We start from the raw sequence: 15384 nt of genomic DNA on the forward strand, positions 1-15384 counted from the left end.
GCGGGTGATATCCAGGCATGCGGATTATCGCCAGCGGTGAAATCGATGCCTGTCTGGAAGACAGGGCCGTCCTGGAAACCCTGCGCCACGCCTACAGATCCAATACCATCGCGCCTCGGACCAGCCCCATACCGATCGACCGGCCCGATCACCTGACGGGCACGCTCTCGCTGCAGCCGGCCTGGACAGACTTTGCCGCCCAGGGCGACGTATCGCGCGGCTATGTCGGTTGCGCCCTGTCGCTCGACCTCCCGGAACAGCCCGGCCTGGCCTCCAGTCTCTATCTTCTGTTTTCAGGATCCGGCGGCCAGCCGGTCGCACTTCTGGACGGCATGCGCCTGAATGCATGGCGCACCTCCGCCCTGCACGCGCTCGCGGCCGGTTACCTGTCGCGGGAAGACACGTCCAGGCTGCTGGTGATCGGCGACGATCCGCGCCTGCCCCGGCTGGTCTCCGCCTATGCCGAAGTCAGAAACCTGTCCTCGGTCCTGCTTGCGGGAACCTCTCAGGGGACGCGCTCCCGGATCGGCGGACTTGCCGCGCTCAGGGACGTGCATGTCGGCGAGACCGGCGACATCCGGACGGCGCTGGACGGTGCCGACATGGTCTGTATCGCGGGGCTTGACCATCAGGCGGGCCACCTGGATGCCCTGGCCGCGCTCGACCCGCCGGCAGGTTGCCACATCGACGTGCTCGACCCGTTGGCGCCCCTGCCGGAACTTCTTTTGCAGGAAGCCCGGCTGTTCACATCGGATCTTGCCGCACCGCCCCTGACTGGGCTCGAATGGGCCGCGGACATGAAGGAACTCACCCGCGGAAGCAAGGCCGGACGCCGGTATTACGGCCAGAGAACGCTGTTTCTGCCCGGCTCGGGCACCGGTCTCGCGGACCACGCACTCGCTGCACACATTTTCTTGAAAACCTGACCTCTGGAACGTCCGGCGGAAGGCCCCATATTTGCGGACAGCAGGGGGTATCAACGGGGACGTGCGCCTCAAGGGACAGCCCGGGAAACCGGGCGTGGCACCAGGAGCCGTCTTCGAAAACTGTCGTATCTCAAGAGGAGCAAATCATGCTGACGACCCTTGCCTATTCGGCAAGCCTACCAGCAATCGCAATCGCGCTGATGTACTGCGTGTCGGCCACGACCGGGCTTGTCTACTAGGACATAACCTGGTTTCGGCGGCGCACACGGCCGTTCCGCGATGTCGCAAAAATTCAGGGCCGGTTCCAGCGGGACCGGCCTTTCGTTTCAGCCGGCGGGTTCGGAAGGCGTCATCCACCCCTGAACCGCACCGCCGGAGTCTTTCAAAATGGCGATACGGCCAATGCCGGGAACATCGAACGGCGGGCGGATGATTTCGCCGCCATGCGCCCTGGCAAGTTCCAGGCGTTCATCGATATCGTCGACCGACACATAGGCCATCCAGTGCTCCGGCACGCCGTCGTATTCCGGCCCGGTCATCGGGAAGATGCCGCCCACCGGCTTGTCGCCAAGATTGGCCAGGACATAGGTCACCCCCTCGTCCATGGGCACCTCGGTGAAGGTCCATCCGAGGGACTTGCCGTAGAAGTCCCGGGCCTTCCCGGTGTCCCGCGTCATCAGCTCGTTCCAGTAGAAAATGCCATGTTCTGCCATCTGGTTCTCCAACCTCGCCCATGAAGCCACCGGTCATCTTATACCAGAAAGTGCCGATTTTGACCCGTCTGATGGCCCATTGACACCCGTAGGCCAGCGTCCGGTTTCAGGCTTCAGGCTTCAGGTGCCGGCCTTGCCCTGATGGCCGGGCAGGGTCCAGCCGTGCAGAATGGCGCCGCCGCGCAGCAAAAGCGCCAGCGCGGCGGCAATAATCGCGCAAGCCACCGGGCTGAAACCAAGCTGCGCCAGAGCGACAAAGCTGCCCGCCCCGGCAAAGGCCGCGCTGACATAGATCTCGGGTTTGACAATGGCGCTCGGTTCTCGTGCGATCGTGTCCCTGAGCACACCGCCGAAAGTGGCCGTCGTGACGCCCATCATGATCGCGACCAGGATGGTGTCACCGACAGACAGGGCCTTGGCCGCGCCCATGACCGAATAAGCCGCAAGACCGAGCGCGTCGGCCCAGCGCAAAGGTTTGCCGACCTTCTCGATCCAGGAGGCGAAGAACCAGACGAGAACGCTGACGACCAGACAGACGAGCACATAGGCTTCGTTCTCGACCCAGAAGACGGGCACACCGAGAAGCAGATCCCGCAAGGTTCCGCCGCCGATGCCGGTCAGCGTCGCGAAGAACATCAGGCCAATGAAGTCCAGTTGCTTGCGCGAGGCGACGATGCCGCCGGTGACGGCGAATACGGCAACTCCGAGATAATCCAGTATCTGCAGCAGCATGTCGTCTCCAGTGGCCGCGTTCCAGAGCGTCCTTGAAAGGGTCTGTCGTGTCCCGTTCAGGTCTTATGGCAAGCTGTTGCGGGCCAAAACACGATTCCACCTGCCTTAAGGAACAGCAACTCGGCAGCCTGAGCGGTCCGCGGGAACAGAGGTCATCTGGTGCCCTTGCAGCCTTCTGCAAACAGAAAAGCCGCTCCCGCACAGGCGGAAGCGGCATCTTGAATTCGGCCTGACCGGGTCGCTGTCAGGCGCTCTTGTCGACGGTCTGTCCCGAAGCGGATGCCGCTTGCGCACCGTCCTTCGGACCGCCCTTGGAGACGCCGACCATGGCCGGGCGCAGCACGCGGTCACCGATGACATAGCCGGCCTGAACCACCTGAACCACGGTGTTGTTCGGGACTTCGGTGTTCGGCACCTCGAACATCGCCTGATGGAAATTCGGATCGAACTTCTGACCTTCGGGGTCCAGTTTCCGGACGCCGTTCTTTTCCATCTGATTGAGGAAATCGCGTTCGATCATCTCCACGCCTTCGATCAGCGAAGCGATGCCGGCATCGGCGTTCTTGCGATCGTCTTCCGGCAAGGCTTCCAGTGCCCGGCGCAGATTGTCGGACACCGTCAGCATGTCGCGCGCGAAGCTCGAGACGGCGTACTGGCGCGCGTCCTTGATTTCCTTTTCGGTGCGCCGGCGCAGATTTTCCATTTCCGCGATCGCCCTCAGGGAGCGATCCTTCAACTCGGCGTTCTCCGCTTGCAGAGCTTCGACCGGATCCGCGCCTGCCTCGCCGGCAGTGTCGGCTGCAGCTTCGGTTTCCGGCGTTACATCCGCCGGCTGATCTTCCGGGGTTTTGTTGTCTTCACTCATGAATGTTCCGTTTGGCTCCAGGCTGTTTCCGGATGCTTATACGACCGGTCGGCCGGATTTTCAAAGCGCATCGGCGGACAGCATTCAAGCTGCCCGCCGGCTGAGCTCATCTGGCTGCCGCCGGCCGGCCGCAGGAAAGGGTGTGATCAGATGGCGCTCTTGATCCAGTCGGAAAGCTTGCCTTTCGGCGCGGCTCCGATCTGGGTCGCCATCGGCTCGCCACCCTTGAACAGGATGAGCATCGGAATGGAACGGACGCCATATTTCATGGCCATGTCCTGATTCTCGTCGATGTTGAGCTTGGTGATCTTCACCTTGCTGCCCATCTCCTCGGAGATTTCCTCAAGCGCCGGCGCGATCATCTTGCAGGGGCCGCACCATTCGGCCCAGAAATCCACGACCACAGGGGCGTCGGATTCAAGAACTTCGGATTCAAAGGAAGCATCGGTGACTTGCGTGGTTGCCATGTCAGGATCTCGTGATTTTGAGCGCGCGCCTGCCCGATGCAGACGCGTCAGTTGGCACGAAAGTAGGAAGCCGGAGGCGCGCCGTCAAGCGGCTGTGCCGTCTGGACGCAGACCGGCGAACGTCCGGTCGAGCATCTCTGCCGGGATTTCCATCAGAGAAGGGGCCGCCGTCCAGAGGAGACAGGCGAAAATGTCCCTGCCGGGATAAATCTGCTTCAGCATTTCCCTGTAGACACAAAGCTGTGCCCGGTACTCGAGCGGGACAGACGCGGGCGTGTCCGGCGGATTGAGATTGGTCTTGTAGTCCACAATCACAACCCTGTTTTCCTCCACCAGCAGGCGGTCGATCTGGCCGGAGACCTCGACCTCGGTGCCGTCGCCTGACCGAATCGTTCCCACGAGCGGAACTTCGGCGCGGGCATGGGCCGAAAACAGCGGCCCAAAATCCGGTGCCTCCAGGATGGCGGCAATTTCTGCCAGAAGACCGGCGTGGCGGTTCTCGAATTCCGGCTTCAGCGCCTGCCGGAGAAAGGCATCCGCTGCCGCCCTTCTGTCTTCGGCGGCGAGATCCGGCAACAGTTCGAGCAGCCGGTGAACCAACCGCCCGCGCTCAAGCGGCCAGGAGGCGGCCTCCCGGCCGGCATGAAGACGCGATACGGCAGGCACCGGCTCGATACCCTGTTTTTCCTCCATCGCTTCAAATGCGCGGGAAGGCTGCAGGCGTTTTTTCCTGGCCAGCGGACGTACCGGCATCTGGAGCCAGGCGGGCAAGTTCGGGGCAGCGGTCTGCGCTTCGCCGCCGGAGGCTGCTGGCTGCGGCGAACCGTCTCCGGCACCGCCTGTCTTCATCTGCCAGCGCCAGCCGGACACGCTATCGTCGGGACCGGTCATTTCCCGCGCTTCGGGCTTCAGCGCGCGCGAGACCAGCGCATACCAGCAGTTTTCATGGGCGCCGCGTTTGGGCTGCCAGCCGCAAACGACCAGCCTGTCCTCCGCGCGGGTCAGCGCGACATAGAGCAGCCGGCGATATTCTTCCTCCTGAGCCGCGCGCAAGGTGTCGACGGTCTCCTCATGCCAGGCCATGCGGCTGGCCTTGGGCGGCAACCAGACGAGGGCGGGCGGCAGCAAGCTGTTGGCGAGCCTTGCATGGGGCAGAAATGCGGGATCGTGGATCGCGCTGACCGGCGGCGCCCCCGGGTCGACCAGGATCACGATCCTGGCCTCCAGTCCCTTCGAGCCATGCACGGTCATGATCCGGACCATGCCCTTGGTGTTGGTCAGTTCTCGCTTGATCTCCGTCGGCGCGGCCGCCATCCAGGCCAGGAACCCTTCCAGGCCGGGCGTGCCTGCCTGCTCATAGGCAATCGTCAGGGCCAGGAATTCGTCCAGCACGTCATCAACTTCGACGCCGAGCCTTTCCCGGAAGCTCCGGCGGCCGCCGTCCGCGCCGAGAAGCCTGGCGTAGAATTCGTAGGGCGGCACGAAGTCGGCGCGTGACCGCCAGTCCTCCAGCGTCGCCCGGACCGCGCGCCATTTTTCGGACGTCTCGCTGCGCCTGACCAGCATCTGCCAGAGCGTGCCGGGCCGGATCCTGTCCGGCGTCTCGCGGGCAATCTCGAGCAGGTCCTCATCTTTCAAGCCGAACAGCGGGCTCTTCAGGACGCTGGCCAGGGACAGATCATCCTCCGGCAGCAGCAGGAAACGGCCGAGCGCCGCCAGATCCTGGACCGCGATGTGATCCGTCAGAACAAGGCGGTCGCTGCCGGCAGCCGGGATGTCGAGTTCCTTCAGTTCACGGTTCAGTGCCTCGACGAAGGGACCGCGCTTGCGCACCAGAACCATCACGTCGCCCGGATCCGCGGTTCCATCGCGCATCCAGTTGCCGATTTCGACAGCGATGCGTTTCGCCAGCTTCAGCATGGGGCTTCCCGAGCCGACATGATCGACGGGCTGCCGCCAGTCGTCGGGTTCCTCGATGTCGGCTTCGGCTTCCAGCGGCCACAGGTCGACAATCCCCGGATCCCGGCGGATGGCTTCGTGCACGGGCGCCTTCAGATCCTGGGAGAGGCCCTTGTGGGCAGTTTCGTCATGGAACACCTTGTCGACCGCCCCGAGCACATCCGGCGTGGACCGGAAGGAGAGCTGCAGGTTGACGGAATGGAATTCACGTCCGGCGGAATCCGCCTGTCCGGAGAACGCCCGGCGCATGGCATCGAAATAGGCGGGCACCGCGCCCTGAAAGGAATAGATCGACTGTTTTTCGTCGCCCACCGCGAACAGGGTGCGCACGCGCTCATGAGCGCCCTCCCCTGCGAAAAACTCGTCGGCAAGCGCGGTCACGACGTCCCACTGACGCGGGCTGGTGTCCTGGGCCTCGTCGACCAGAATATGGTCGAGACCCTGGTCAAGCTTGTATTGCACCCACCGGGCCGCATCGGATTTCTTGAGGAGGGTCGCGGTCTTGACCACCAGGTCCTCGAAATCAAGGTAGCCGCGGGCGGTCTTGGCGCGCTCATAGTGCCCGATCACCGCATCCGCCAGGCGCAACAGCGCCGCCGTGCCTTCAAAGGTGACGATCCTGCAGCGCTGTTCCAGAAGGTCGAGCAGGCGGAGCTGCTCCGCCTCCAGCGCCTCGACCATCTGCGGGAAGGCTTCGGCGACCTTCTTGGTGGCCAGCGACTTTCGTGGTTCCAGCTTCGCCGTCAGGAAGATCGCCTGCCAGGCCTCGCGAAACATCGCCGGATCCGTCAGCTTCGCGGCCGTGATCAGCGCATCCGCGCGGGCCTGGTCGGTTTTCGTTCCGGTGTTCAGAGCTTCGGCATAGGCACGGCAGGCGTTCAGGTCGAGCGGTGTTTCGGCCCGAAAGCGCAGGTCGAAATCCGCGAGCCGGTCTGCGGGCCGGACGCCGAGAAGCCCGGCCAGTTCGTCCAGGGCGGCATCGAGCCCATCGGTATCAACGGTCCAGCGGCGGAAAGCGTCGCGGCTCTGGATGAGTTCGTCGAGCGCCTTCTGGGCACCGCCGTCGCTCATCAGGTCCATGACGGAGGCAAGCGCTTTGCCGAAGGCGCCGTCCGGATCGGTTTCAGCCGCATGCAGCACCGTGGCGCGCGAGTCCGCCATCAGTTCCGCCGCGACACGGTCATCCAGAACGGCGAAATGCCCGGCGACATTCGCTTCCAGCGGAAACTGATGCAGCAACGCTTCGCAGAAACCGTGGATGGTCTGGATCTTCAGCCCGCCCGGCGTTTCCAGTGCACGGGCGAACAGGCGCCGCGCCAGCGCCAGCCGCTTCGCGTCCGGCCGGCGGCCCTCGATGTCCTGCAGTTCGGCTGCAAGCGAGGCATCGTCCCGGGTGACCCAGTCGCCGAGGATCCGGAAGACGCGTGTCGCCATTTCCGCAGCGGCCGCCTTGGTAAAGGTCAGCGCGAGGATGCGCCCCGGATCGGTGCCGTCGAGCAGCAGACGCACAACCCGGCGCGACAGCACGAAGGTCTTGCCCGAGCCCGCATTGGCGCTCACCCAGGCGGAAGCCTGTGGCCGGGACGCAAGGTCCTGGCGTTCGCGTGTCAGCTCGGGGATCTGAAATCCGCTCATGCGGGTTCCTCCCCGGACAACGCCCATTCCTGGGTGCGTGCAAGATGATCGTAGTCACCCTGCATCTGCCGTTCGCGCATGACGCGGGCGCGGGAGAGATACCCGGTTTCCACGCTGGCGTAATGTGCGATCAGTTGTTCCAGCCGCGCCCAGGCATCCTCGATGAGACCTTCGAGCGGAATATCCTTGGGATTGCGCGGCGCCTCGATCACCGGATCCGAGCCTCCCTTGAGCTGGAGGTAAAGCAGGTCCGATATGGCAGCATCGGCGGGCACGTCCTTGAAACCGAACCGTTTGATCATCGCGGCTTCCAGCGGCAATTGCGGCGACAGCAGCGCATCGATCTGTTTCTGTGAGGGCACCTGGCCGGTCTTGTAGTCGATCACCGAAAGTCCGCCGCTGTCCAGAAGGTCGATCCGGTCGGCCCGTCCGCGCAGGCGGAAGTCGAACCCGGGCAGATTGAGATCAACGCCTCCGCCGATCTCCAGGAAGCGCTGAGTAACGGACTTCGAACGGACGGCCTCGAAGGCCACGAACCCGGCGGCAACTTTCTGGAACCGCGGCCACCAGAGGGCACGGATTGCCGGGAAGGCATCAAGCGGCTCGAACAGGACCTCGCCGATCCCGACCAGTGCCTCCACGGCGCTGTCGTCGAACGGCCCGGTCCAGGTCATCAGGAACTCGGCAAGCGCGTCGTGAACCAGATTGCCCTTGTCGGCGGCTCCCGGCTCGCCGCCGATCGGATCAACCGGCTGCAACTCGAGCACATGTCTTGCGAAAATCGCGTAGGGATCGCGGATCAGGCGCTCGATCTCGGTGATCGACAGCGACCTCGGGCGCGCCTCCAGGGGAGGCTTCGGCTCGGGCCGTCGCGCGGGCCTGACCGGACCATCGGGACGATCCAGCAACGCGGCAAGCGCCGAATAGCCCGCGCCCCGTCTTTCCATTTCACCGGTCAGACCGGGACCTGCCAGGGTGGTCAGGCGCTGCAGCCAGCGCGAGGCGACGGTCGGCGCGCCGTCGGCGCGCGCGGTCCGCGACAGAAGCACCCGCCCGGCCCCGAGACCCTGGGCGAAATCATGCGCAGCGGCTCCCAGCCGGCGTTCGGGAGGCTCCAGTCCCATGTCGCGTTTCATGGGCCGGTTCAGCCAGGGGTCGTTACGGGTGCGCTGCGGCCAGACCCCCTCGTTGAGACCGCCGAGGATCATGATGTCAAAGGATTGCAGACGGGCCTCCATCGGGCCAAGGATCTGCACCCGCGTGTCGCCCGGCAGCCTCCGGCGCACCGCCTGCCCGGACATCAGGGCAGGCAGCACCGAGGGCCATTCGCCCGGCGGGATCTCCAACCCGCTCGAACCGGCCTCCAGAAGACCCGTCAGGAACTGCGCCAGAGCCTCGCCGGCTTCCGCCGCAAAAAGCTCGGCAACAGAGCCGGCCTCGTCCACGGCCACCGCCTCGATCACCTCGACATGACGTCTGGCCAGTTCGATCACATCCACCGGCGCGCCGACCGCCACGAGCTCTTCCAGCGGCGCCAGTGCGGCAGCGAGCCGGTCCACGAGACCGGCGACAACATCCCAGTCCGCCTCGTGGATTTTCTTCCAGCGCGGCGTGTGGGCCTTGCCCGCATCGTCGCGGCTGGCCTGCACCGCCAGTTTGAGACCCGTTGTGCCTGGCCGCGCGCGCGGACCGCGCACGACGCCGCGTTCCAGTGCCCGGGCCGCCGCGCGCACATCCTTGACCGGCATGCCGAGCCTGGTCAGGGGATGTTTCAAGAGGGCCAGCAGGTCAATCGGATCGCAGCCGTTCAGCGCCAGTTTCGCCGCCAGGATCGCCAGGATAGCCGGTGCCGTCTGGTCGAGCGGGCGCCCTGCGCTGTCGTCGACCTGTATATTCCAGCGCGCGAGCTCCGCCGCCACCCTGCGGGTCAGCATCCGGTCCGGCGAAACCAGGGCGGCCGTCTTGTCCTGCTCGATTGCCTCGCGTAGGGCAATGGCGACGCTCAACGCTTCGTCCGCCTCGTTCCGCGCTGTCAGGATGGCGACCTTTTCAAGTGCCGCGGCCTGGTCCGCTTCCGGGCGTCCGGCCAGAAAGCCGGTCCAGCCATCGGAGGTCTCGGCGGGCCGCAAGGCCTCGGAAACGAGCTCCTCGCGCAGCAGCAGCGCCGGGTCCGGATCCGGACCAAGCTGGCGGACATCCGAGCGCGCCGCACCGAGCCTTTCAAGAAGCTGTTTCAGCGAGTATTGCGGATGGGAGGGCAGCGTGTCCGCACCGGATCTGATTGCTGTGGGCCGCCGCGAGGCCGCTTCGCCGCGCTGGCCGAGGACCGTCCAGGACCGGTCGTCCATGAACCGGTCGAGACCGGGAAGCACGATCGCCCCGCCCGGGAGACCGGCAACCACCTTGAGGAGTTCGGCGGTTGCGGGCACCGATCCGGTCACCCCGGCCACGATGACGGGTCCGCGCAGGGGCGCCCGTCTCAGACGTTGCGCTTCGCGCCGGATCAACGCCGACCTGCGCGCCTTCGGGTCCATCTGGCCGAGTTCACGAAGATGCGCCGGCCATGCGTCACGCACGATCTGCAGAAAATCGAGGGTGATCTGCCAGTAGCGGGCGTGGTCCTCCGGCACCAGTCCGGCAAGACCGGACCAGTCGGCTTCCTCGGTCTCGACCTCATCCATCAGCGTCAGCAGATCGCCGGCCAGCCAGGCGGCATCGGCGGTGGAGGCCGGCAGGCCCAGAGGTTCGTCCGAGCGCAGGCTGAGCACTTCCCGCCGCAGCGTGCCCTTCCAGGCCTTGACCAGCCGGGTCATCGCCAGATGGCGCTCCAGAAGCGGCATTGCGGCCGGCAGCGGTTCCAGGTCCGCCTCGCCGGTCAGGCTCTGCATGTCCTCGTCCGTGTCGCCGACCGGCCGGATTGCCGGCAGCAGAACGGGCCGGCCTTCGAAGCGGTTCTGGAACAGCTCCGGCAACAGGCGGGCGGCCCGGCGGGTCGGCAGATACAGCGTCACACCGGCCAGCAGGAGCGGGTCATCCAGCGGTCGGAACCCGGGAACCAGCGTGCCGTCGACCAGCGTGTCGACCAGTGTTTTCAGAAACGGAACCGAAGGCGGAACGGACCACAGCCGCGCACTGTCCGTCATTCTCAGGCCGCGCTTTCGCGGACGGCATACTCGGCGGCGGCGATGGCTTCAGGGGTGCCGATATGAAGCCAGAGACCCTCCATCTGAACACCGAACAGACGGCCGTTTTCGATCGCCCTGTCAAACAGAGTGTTCATGGAGAACGGTCCGTCCGGGGCGCCGACGAACAGGCGCGGATGCAGGATGGCGGCCCCCGCATAGGCAAACGGGGTGACCGCCTTTTCCGGCCGGCGCGTCAGGGCGCCGTCGCGGGCCATGTCGAAATCACCGCGTCCATAATATCCGACGGACTTGACGGTTTCCGCGATCAGGAGCAGCGCGTCCATGCGGCTTTCGTCCCAGGCATCGATCATGTGTTCAAGGTTCGGCTTGACACCCTCGATCCAGTAACACGTATCGGCATTGAGCTGGAAAAACGGCTCGTCGCCAAGCAGAGGCAATGCCTTTTTGATGCCGCCGCCGGTCTCCAGCAACCGGGCGCGTTCATCGGACACGACGGTCTCCATGTCCGTGCGGCGACGGACATGAACTTCCACCAGATCGGCCAGGTAATGCACATTGACGACGCAGGATTTCACCCCGGCCGCCTTCAGGCGATCCATGCCATGATCGATCAGCGCCTGGCCGTTGACCTCGATCAGCGGTTTCGGGGTGGTGGCCGTCAGTGGACGCATGCGCTTGCCGAGGCCGGCGGCCAGGATCATGGCCTTGGAAGGGCGGAACCGGGATTGTGTCATTGGGTGTCTCAATTGGTGGCATCCGGCCGGGCTGGACGTTTTCGGGGCGTGTCAGGGCAGATAGCGGGCGTACCAGTCTTTCAAGTCCGACAGGACCGGTCTGTCAAGCACCCGGCCAAGATAGGCTAGCATGCGCGGCAGGTGGTTCAAATATGCCGGCTTGCCGTCACGTTCTGCCAGCCTGACGAAAATCCCGAGGATCTTCGAAATTCGCTGCGCGGCCATGACCGCATAGGCATCCGAAAACACGTTCCTGTCGAAATCCGGCGACACCGCTTCCCTGGCCGTCACATAGGCATCGAAGAGCTCCTTTTCCAGAGCCGCGCCGATGTCCGTGCGGGCGTCCAGAAGGAGCGATGCAACATCGTAGGCGACCGGTCCGCGCACCGTGTCCTGAAAATCGATCAGACCGATGCGGCCGATCCCTTTCCCACCGTCCTGCCAAAGCAGGTTGGGCGAATGAAAGTCACGCAGCACCCAGCCTGTCTGCGCATCCGGCAGCCGGTTCAGCACCTTGCGCCAGAGCGCTTCGAATTCGGTGCCCGCGCGCGCATCCGCCTTCAGAGGAGAGCGCTCGGGAACATACCACTCGAGAAAAAGAGCCGCCTCGGTGATCAGCGCGTCCTGCGAATAGGCGGGCAGTGCATAAACGCTGCCGTCGGCCAGCCCGACGGTGTCGGGCCAGGTCTGCGCATGCATCGCGGCAAGAACCTCGACCGCCGCGTGATAGCGTTCGGGCACCGGCCTGCCGTCCCGGACAATCGTCTCGCGGCCCAGATCCTGCGACAGGACAAATCCCTGATCGAGATCCGCCGCCAGGATTTCCGGAGCCAGGAAGCCGTGCCTGCGCAGCTCGGAGCCGACCGCCACAACCGCGCGGCAGTCCCGCGCCAGATGAACCTTCTCCATATAGGCCCGGACGTTGGCGGCGACCGCGTCCCCCTGGAACGGCCAGCGCATCAACACGTCCGCTCGCGCGCCATCGTGCACGGTCTCGAAGGTGCGCAAGGAAGCATCGCCCGCGAGAAACCGGCGCTGCGCTCCACCGTGGCCGCTTGCGCGCAGGAAAGTCCTGGTCTTCAGTGTGCCGCCGATGCGCTGCTGCCAGTCGGGCAGGTTCGAGGACAAGTGGAAGACCCGCCGGTCCGTCTCCCCCGGCGGCTGCGTGATCCGGATCCAGAGCGCGTTTGCCGGCAACAGGTCCTGCGCCTTCTCCGGCCATTCGATCAGGGCCGCTCCTGTTTCGAGCAGATCCTCCAGTCCGAGCTCCTCGATCTCTTCCGGCTCTTCCAGACGATAGAGATCGAAATGGGACAGATCGAACCGGTCAAGCCCGTAGGTCTGCACCAGCGTGAAGGTCGGACTGGGCACTTCCAACTCCGGGTCGCCGGCGAGCGCACGAACGAGGGCGCGGGAGAAAGCCGACTTGCCGGCACCCAGATCGCCCGACAGGCAGATCGTGTCACCGGTCTTCAGGATCATCGCGATGTCGTTGGCGAGTTCGCGCGTTCCGGCCTCGTCGGCTATTTCCACGGCCAGGAAAACCGCCTCGAGGAGGCTCAGGTCATGATCTGCCATCGAGGGCCTCAAGGACAAGGGAGAGAGTGAAATGGCACCCTATTCGGCCGCGGCGTGTTCCGCCAGTTCGGGCCGCGCCGGGAAGGCACAGGCGACCGTTGTGCCCTTGCCTTCCGCGGACTGGATATCGACAGTGCCGCCGTGCAGTTCCACGAAGCTCTTCACGATCGCAAGTCCAAGGCCGGCCCCCTGACGCCGGGCACCGGTGTCGTGGCCGACGAACCGGTTGAACACCTGGGTGAGGATTTCCGCCGGAATGCCGTAGCCGTGATCCTTGACGATGAAGGTCACCTGATCGTCCTGCCTGCTGCAGCTGACATCGACCACACCATCGGCTTCGGAATAGCGCACGGCGTTGGCGATCAGGTTGAACAGCACCTGACGCAAGCGCTTTTCGTCCGCGACCATCATGCCTATGTTTTCCGGCACATGGGTCCGCAGATTGATCCGCGCCTCGGCAATCCGGTCCTTCAGGCCCTCGACCGCAGCCGACACGGTCGAGGCCACGTCGACCTCGCCCAGGTCCAGTTCCATGATGCCCGCGTCGAGCGTGGCCAGATCCAGAATGTCGTTGATGATGGCCAGAAGCGCGGACGACGAGGACTGGATGTAATCGGTGTATTCGCTCTGCTTTTCCGACAGTTCGCCGAACTTGGGGTCCGCCAGGAGCTGGGCGAAACCGATGATGTTGGTCAGCGGCGAGCGCAGTTCGTAGGACACGTGCTGGATAAAGGCGTTCTTGATCTGGTCCGCCTGTTCCAGGGCCTCGTTCTTTTCCAGAAGGGCGCGTTCCACGTTGACGCTGTCGGTCACGTCCACAAAGGTGACAAGCGTGCCGCCGTCCGGCAATGGCACCGTCGCATAGTCCAGAACGTCGCCGTTGTGGCGCTCCAGCCGGCTGACTTTCTGCGTGCGGTTGTCGAGCAGGCCGGTGACATTGCCGACAAGCTGCTCCCAGGCCCCCCGCTCCAGGTCATTGAGCGTGCAGGCCGACACCACTTCGTTGACATGCGGCAACTCGGCGAGCTGGTCTTCTTCCAGACCCCAGATCTGGCCGAAAGCCGGATTCCACAGACGCAGTCGTCCGTCGGAGCCGAACACGGCGACGGCTTCCGAAAGGTTGTCGAGGGTTTCGCCCTGCACCCGGGTCAGTGCATTATAACGGCTCTCCAGATCGAGCTGTTCGGTGACATTTTCATAGATATAGGTCACACCGCCTTGCGGATGCGGGTTGGCGATGACGCGCAGCGTGCGCCCGTCGGGCAGATGCCACCAGCTTTCGCGGGCTTCCAGCGACTGGTAGCTGTCCAGCATCTTGTTGCGCCAGACCCGATAATCCACCTGTTCCGGGAGCTTGCGCGCAGCCCGCAAGGCATCGAGAACGGCGCCGTCCTCCGGATGACCTTCCAGAAATGCCTGGTCGAGATCCCAGAGCTGGCGGAACGCCGCGTTGTAGAACTGCAGTTTGCGGTCCGCGCTGTAGATCGCGACCGCCGCGGCCAGCTGGTCGAGCGTCCGGCCATGGAAATCCTCGGCGCGGCCGAGTTCCTTGCGCGCCTGTTCCAGTTCGCTGATGTCCACGGCAATGCCGGCCCCGCCGACATTCGCGTTGACATCGGTCACTTCGAACACCCGACGGTCGCCCGAGGCCACGATCGGAATACGGGCGTTGAAACAGCCGTCTTCCGTGCGCTGAACGGCCATCGCCGTGCGGGCCGCCGCGTCCAGGAACGTCACCCCCTGTGTGACGGCGCTTGTCGCATCCGGCATTTCGACGGCCTCGGCGTAGGCGCCGTTCGCCCAGATCAGATTGCCTTCCGCATCCCGCTGCCAGGCCGGTGCAGGCATCGCATCCAGCAGTGCATGCAGCATGTGCAGCTCGCCGGAGATCTTGGCGTTGCGGGCAGCCAGCTCGGCCTGCATCTGCCGCTCGCCCGTCAGGTCGCGCAGGCGCAGGACAACCGCCCCGCCGGTGGTGCGGCCAAGCGCTTCCACATAGCTGCCGGTGCGGGTTTTCAATGTGGTGGTGAAAGCTTCTCCGGTCCGGAACAGCGTGTCCAGGAACCGCTCCAGGTCGACGGCGCCTTTCGCGGTCAGCCAGCTTCCGAAAGCAAGCAATTGCGCGGGTGGACGCGGCACGCCGGATTTTTCCGGCAGGACACCCCAGATCTGGGGCATGGCGCCGTTGCCGGTCCATACAACGACCCGCTGCTCGTCGGTGTTGAGCATCGCTTCCAGGCGGTCCACCCGGAATTTCAGGTCGCTCTTTTCCTGTTCCAGGGTGCCGGTCTGTTGCGCGGCCTGCTTGCGGTGACGGACCAGGGCAACGGCCGCGGTGACCGCGAAGGTGCACATTCCGCCGAGCGCACCAAAAAGAATCATGCTATCGGGATTTATGGCGGCGGTTGTGTCGGCCAGCATATCCGCGGCAGCCGAGCTTGAAAACAGACCCGAGCCCACCAATGCGGTGCCGCCCAGCTGAACCGATTTCAGACTCCAGTTGCGCCACGTCGCGCGTGGCCGCGCGCCGTTCCTGCTGCCTTTCGGCATATTGTGATCCCCTTAACGCCGCCATGCCCGCTGATGCGGACCGCAGCTCCCGGATTCCGGGAGCAAATCAAGGACATCC

The 15384-nt window shown here is 64.7% G+C and carries 10 protein-coding genes; 1 reads left to right on the forward strand and 9 read right to left on the reverse strand.

The features are described from left to right. Nucleotides 1-17: 17 nt before the first annotated feature. On the forward strand, nucleotides 18-926 hold the full coding sequence (locus tag WNZ15_RS03565) for an ornithine cyclodeaminase (RefSeq protein WP_342891554.1): 909 nt from the start codon (nucleotides 18-20) through the stop codon (nucleotides 924-926). A gap of 326 nt (nucleotides 927-1252) precedes the next feature. Here the strand turns inward: WNZ15_RS03565 and WNZ15_RS03570 are convergent, their stop codons facing one another. From WNZ15_RS03570 to WNZ15_RS03610, 9 genes are all read right to left on the reverse strand, one after another. Beyond that, a complete protein-coding gene (locus WNZ15_RS03570) occupies nucleotides 1253-1639 on the reverse strand; it encodes a VOC family protein (protein ID WP_342891555.1) in 387 nt (128 codons plus the stop codon). 120 nt (nucleotides 1640-1759) lie between these two features. After that, entirely contained in the window at nucleotides 1760-2371 is a 612-nt protein-coding gene (locus WNZ15_RS03575) for a trimeric intracellular cation channel family protein (RefSeq protein WP_342891556.1), read from the reverse strand. Between the two features lie 244 nt (nucleotides 2372-2615). Next, nucleotides 2616-3236, reverse strand: a complete 621-nt coding sequence (gene grpE, locus WNZ15_RS03580) for a nucleotide exchange factor GrpE (protein ID WP_342891557.1) — start codon at nucleotides 3234-3236, stop codon at nucleotides 2616-2618. A 146-nt stretch (nucleotides 3237-3382) separates the two neighbouring features. Further along, the gene (trxA, locus tag WNZ15_RS03585) at nucleotides 3383-3703 is read right to left on the reverse strand and encodes a thioredoxin (protein WP_342891558.1); all 321 of its coding nucleotides are present in this window, start codon (nucleotides 3701-3703) and stop codon (nucleotides 3383-3385) included. A gap of 84 nt (nucleotides 3704-3787) precedes the next feature. Beyond that, nucleotides 3788-7297 (reverse strand): double-strand break repair helicase AddA, encoded by a 3510-nt coding sequence (gene addA / locus WNZ15_RS03590; protein WP_342891559.1) that lies wholly within the window; start codon nucleotides 7295-7297, stop codon nucleotides 3788-3790. Further along, nucleotides 7294-10440, reverse strand: coding sequence for a double-strand break repair protein AddB (gene addB, locus WNZ15_RS03595; RefSeq protein ID WP_342891560.1), 3147 nt, complete (start codon nucleotides 10438-10440; stop codon nucleotides 7294-7296). The genes addA and addB overlap by 4 nt, the downstream gene beginning before the upstream one ends. A 2-nt stretch (nucleotides 10441-10442) precedes the next feature. Beyond that, nucleotides 10443-11177: a nucleotidyltransferase family protein gene (locus WNZ15_RS03600; protein WP_342891561.1), complete on the reverse strand. Its 735-nt coding sequence runs from the start codon at nucleotides 11175-11177 to the stop codon at nucleotides 10443-10445. A gap of 51 nt (nucleotides 11178-11228) precedes the next feature. Then, on the reverse strand, nucleotides 11229-12755 hold the full coding sequence (gene tsaE / locus WNZ15_RS03605; RefSeq protein ID WP_342891562.1) for a tRNA (adenosine(37)-N6)-threonylcarbamoyltransferase complex ATPase subunit type 1 TsaE: 1527 nt from the start codon (nucleotides 12753-12755) through the stop codon (nucleotides 11229-11231). Between the two features lie 39 nt (nucleotides 12756-12794). Beyond that, on the reverse strand, nucleotides 12795-15305 hold the full coding sequence (locus WNZ15_RS03610) for a PAS-domain containing protein (RefSeq protein WP_342891563.1): 2511 nt from the start codon (nucleotides 15303-15305) through the stop codon (nucleotides 12795-12797). Between the last annotated feature and the right edge of the window lie 79 nt (nucleotides 15306-15384).

Source organism: Roseibium sp. AS2 (assembly GCF_038900065.1).
In the GTDB taxonomy this organism is placed as follows: Bacteria; Pseudomonadota; Alphaproteobacteria; order Rhizobiales; family Stappiaceae; genus Roseibium.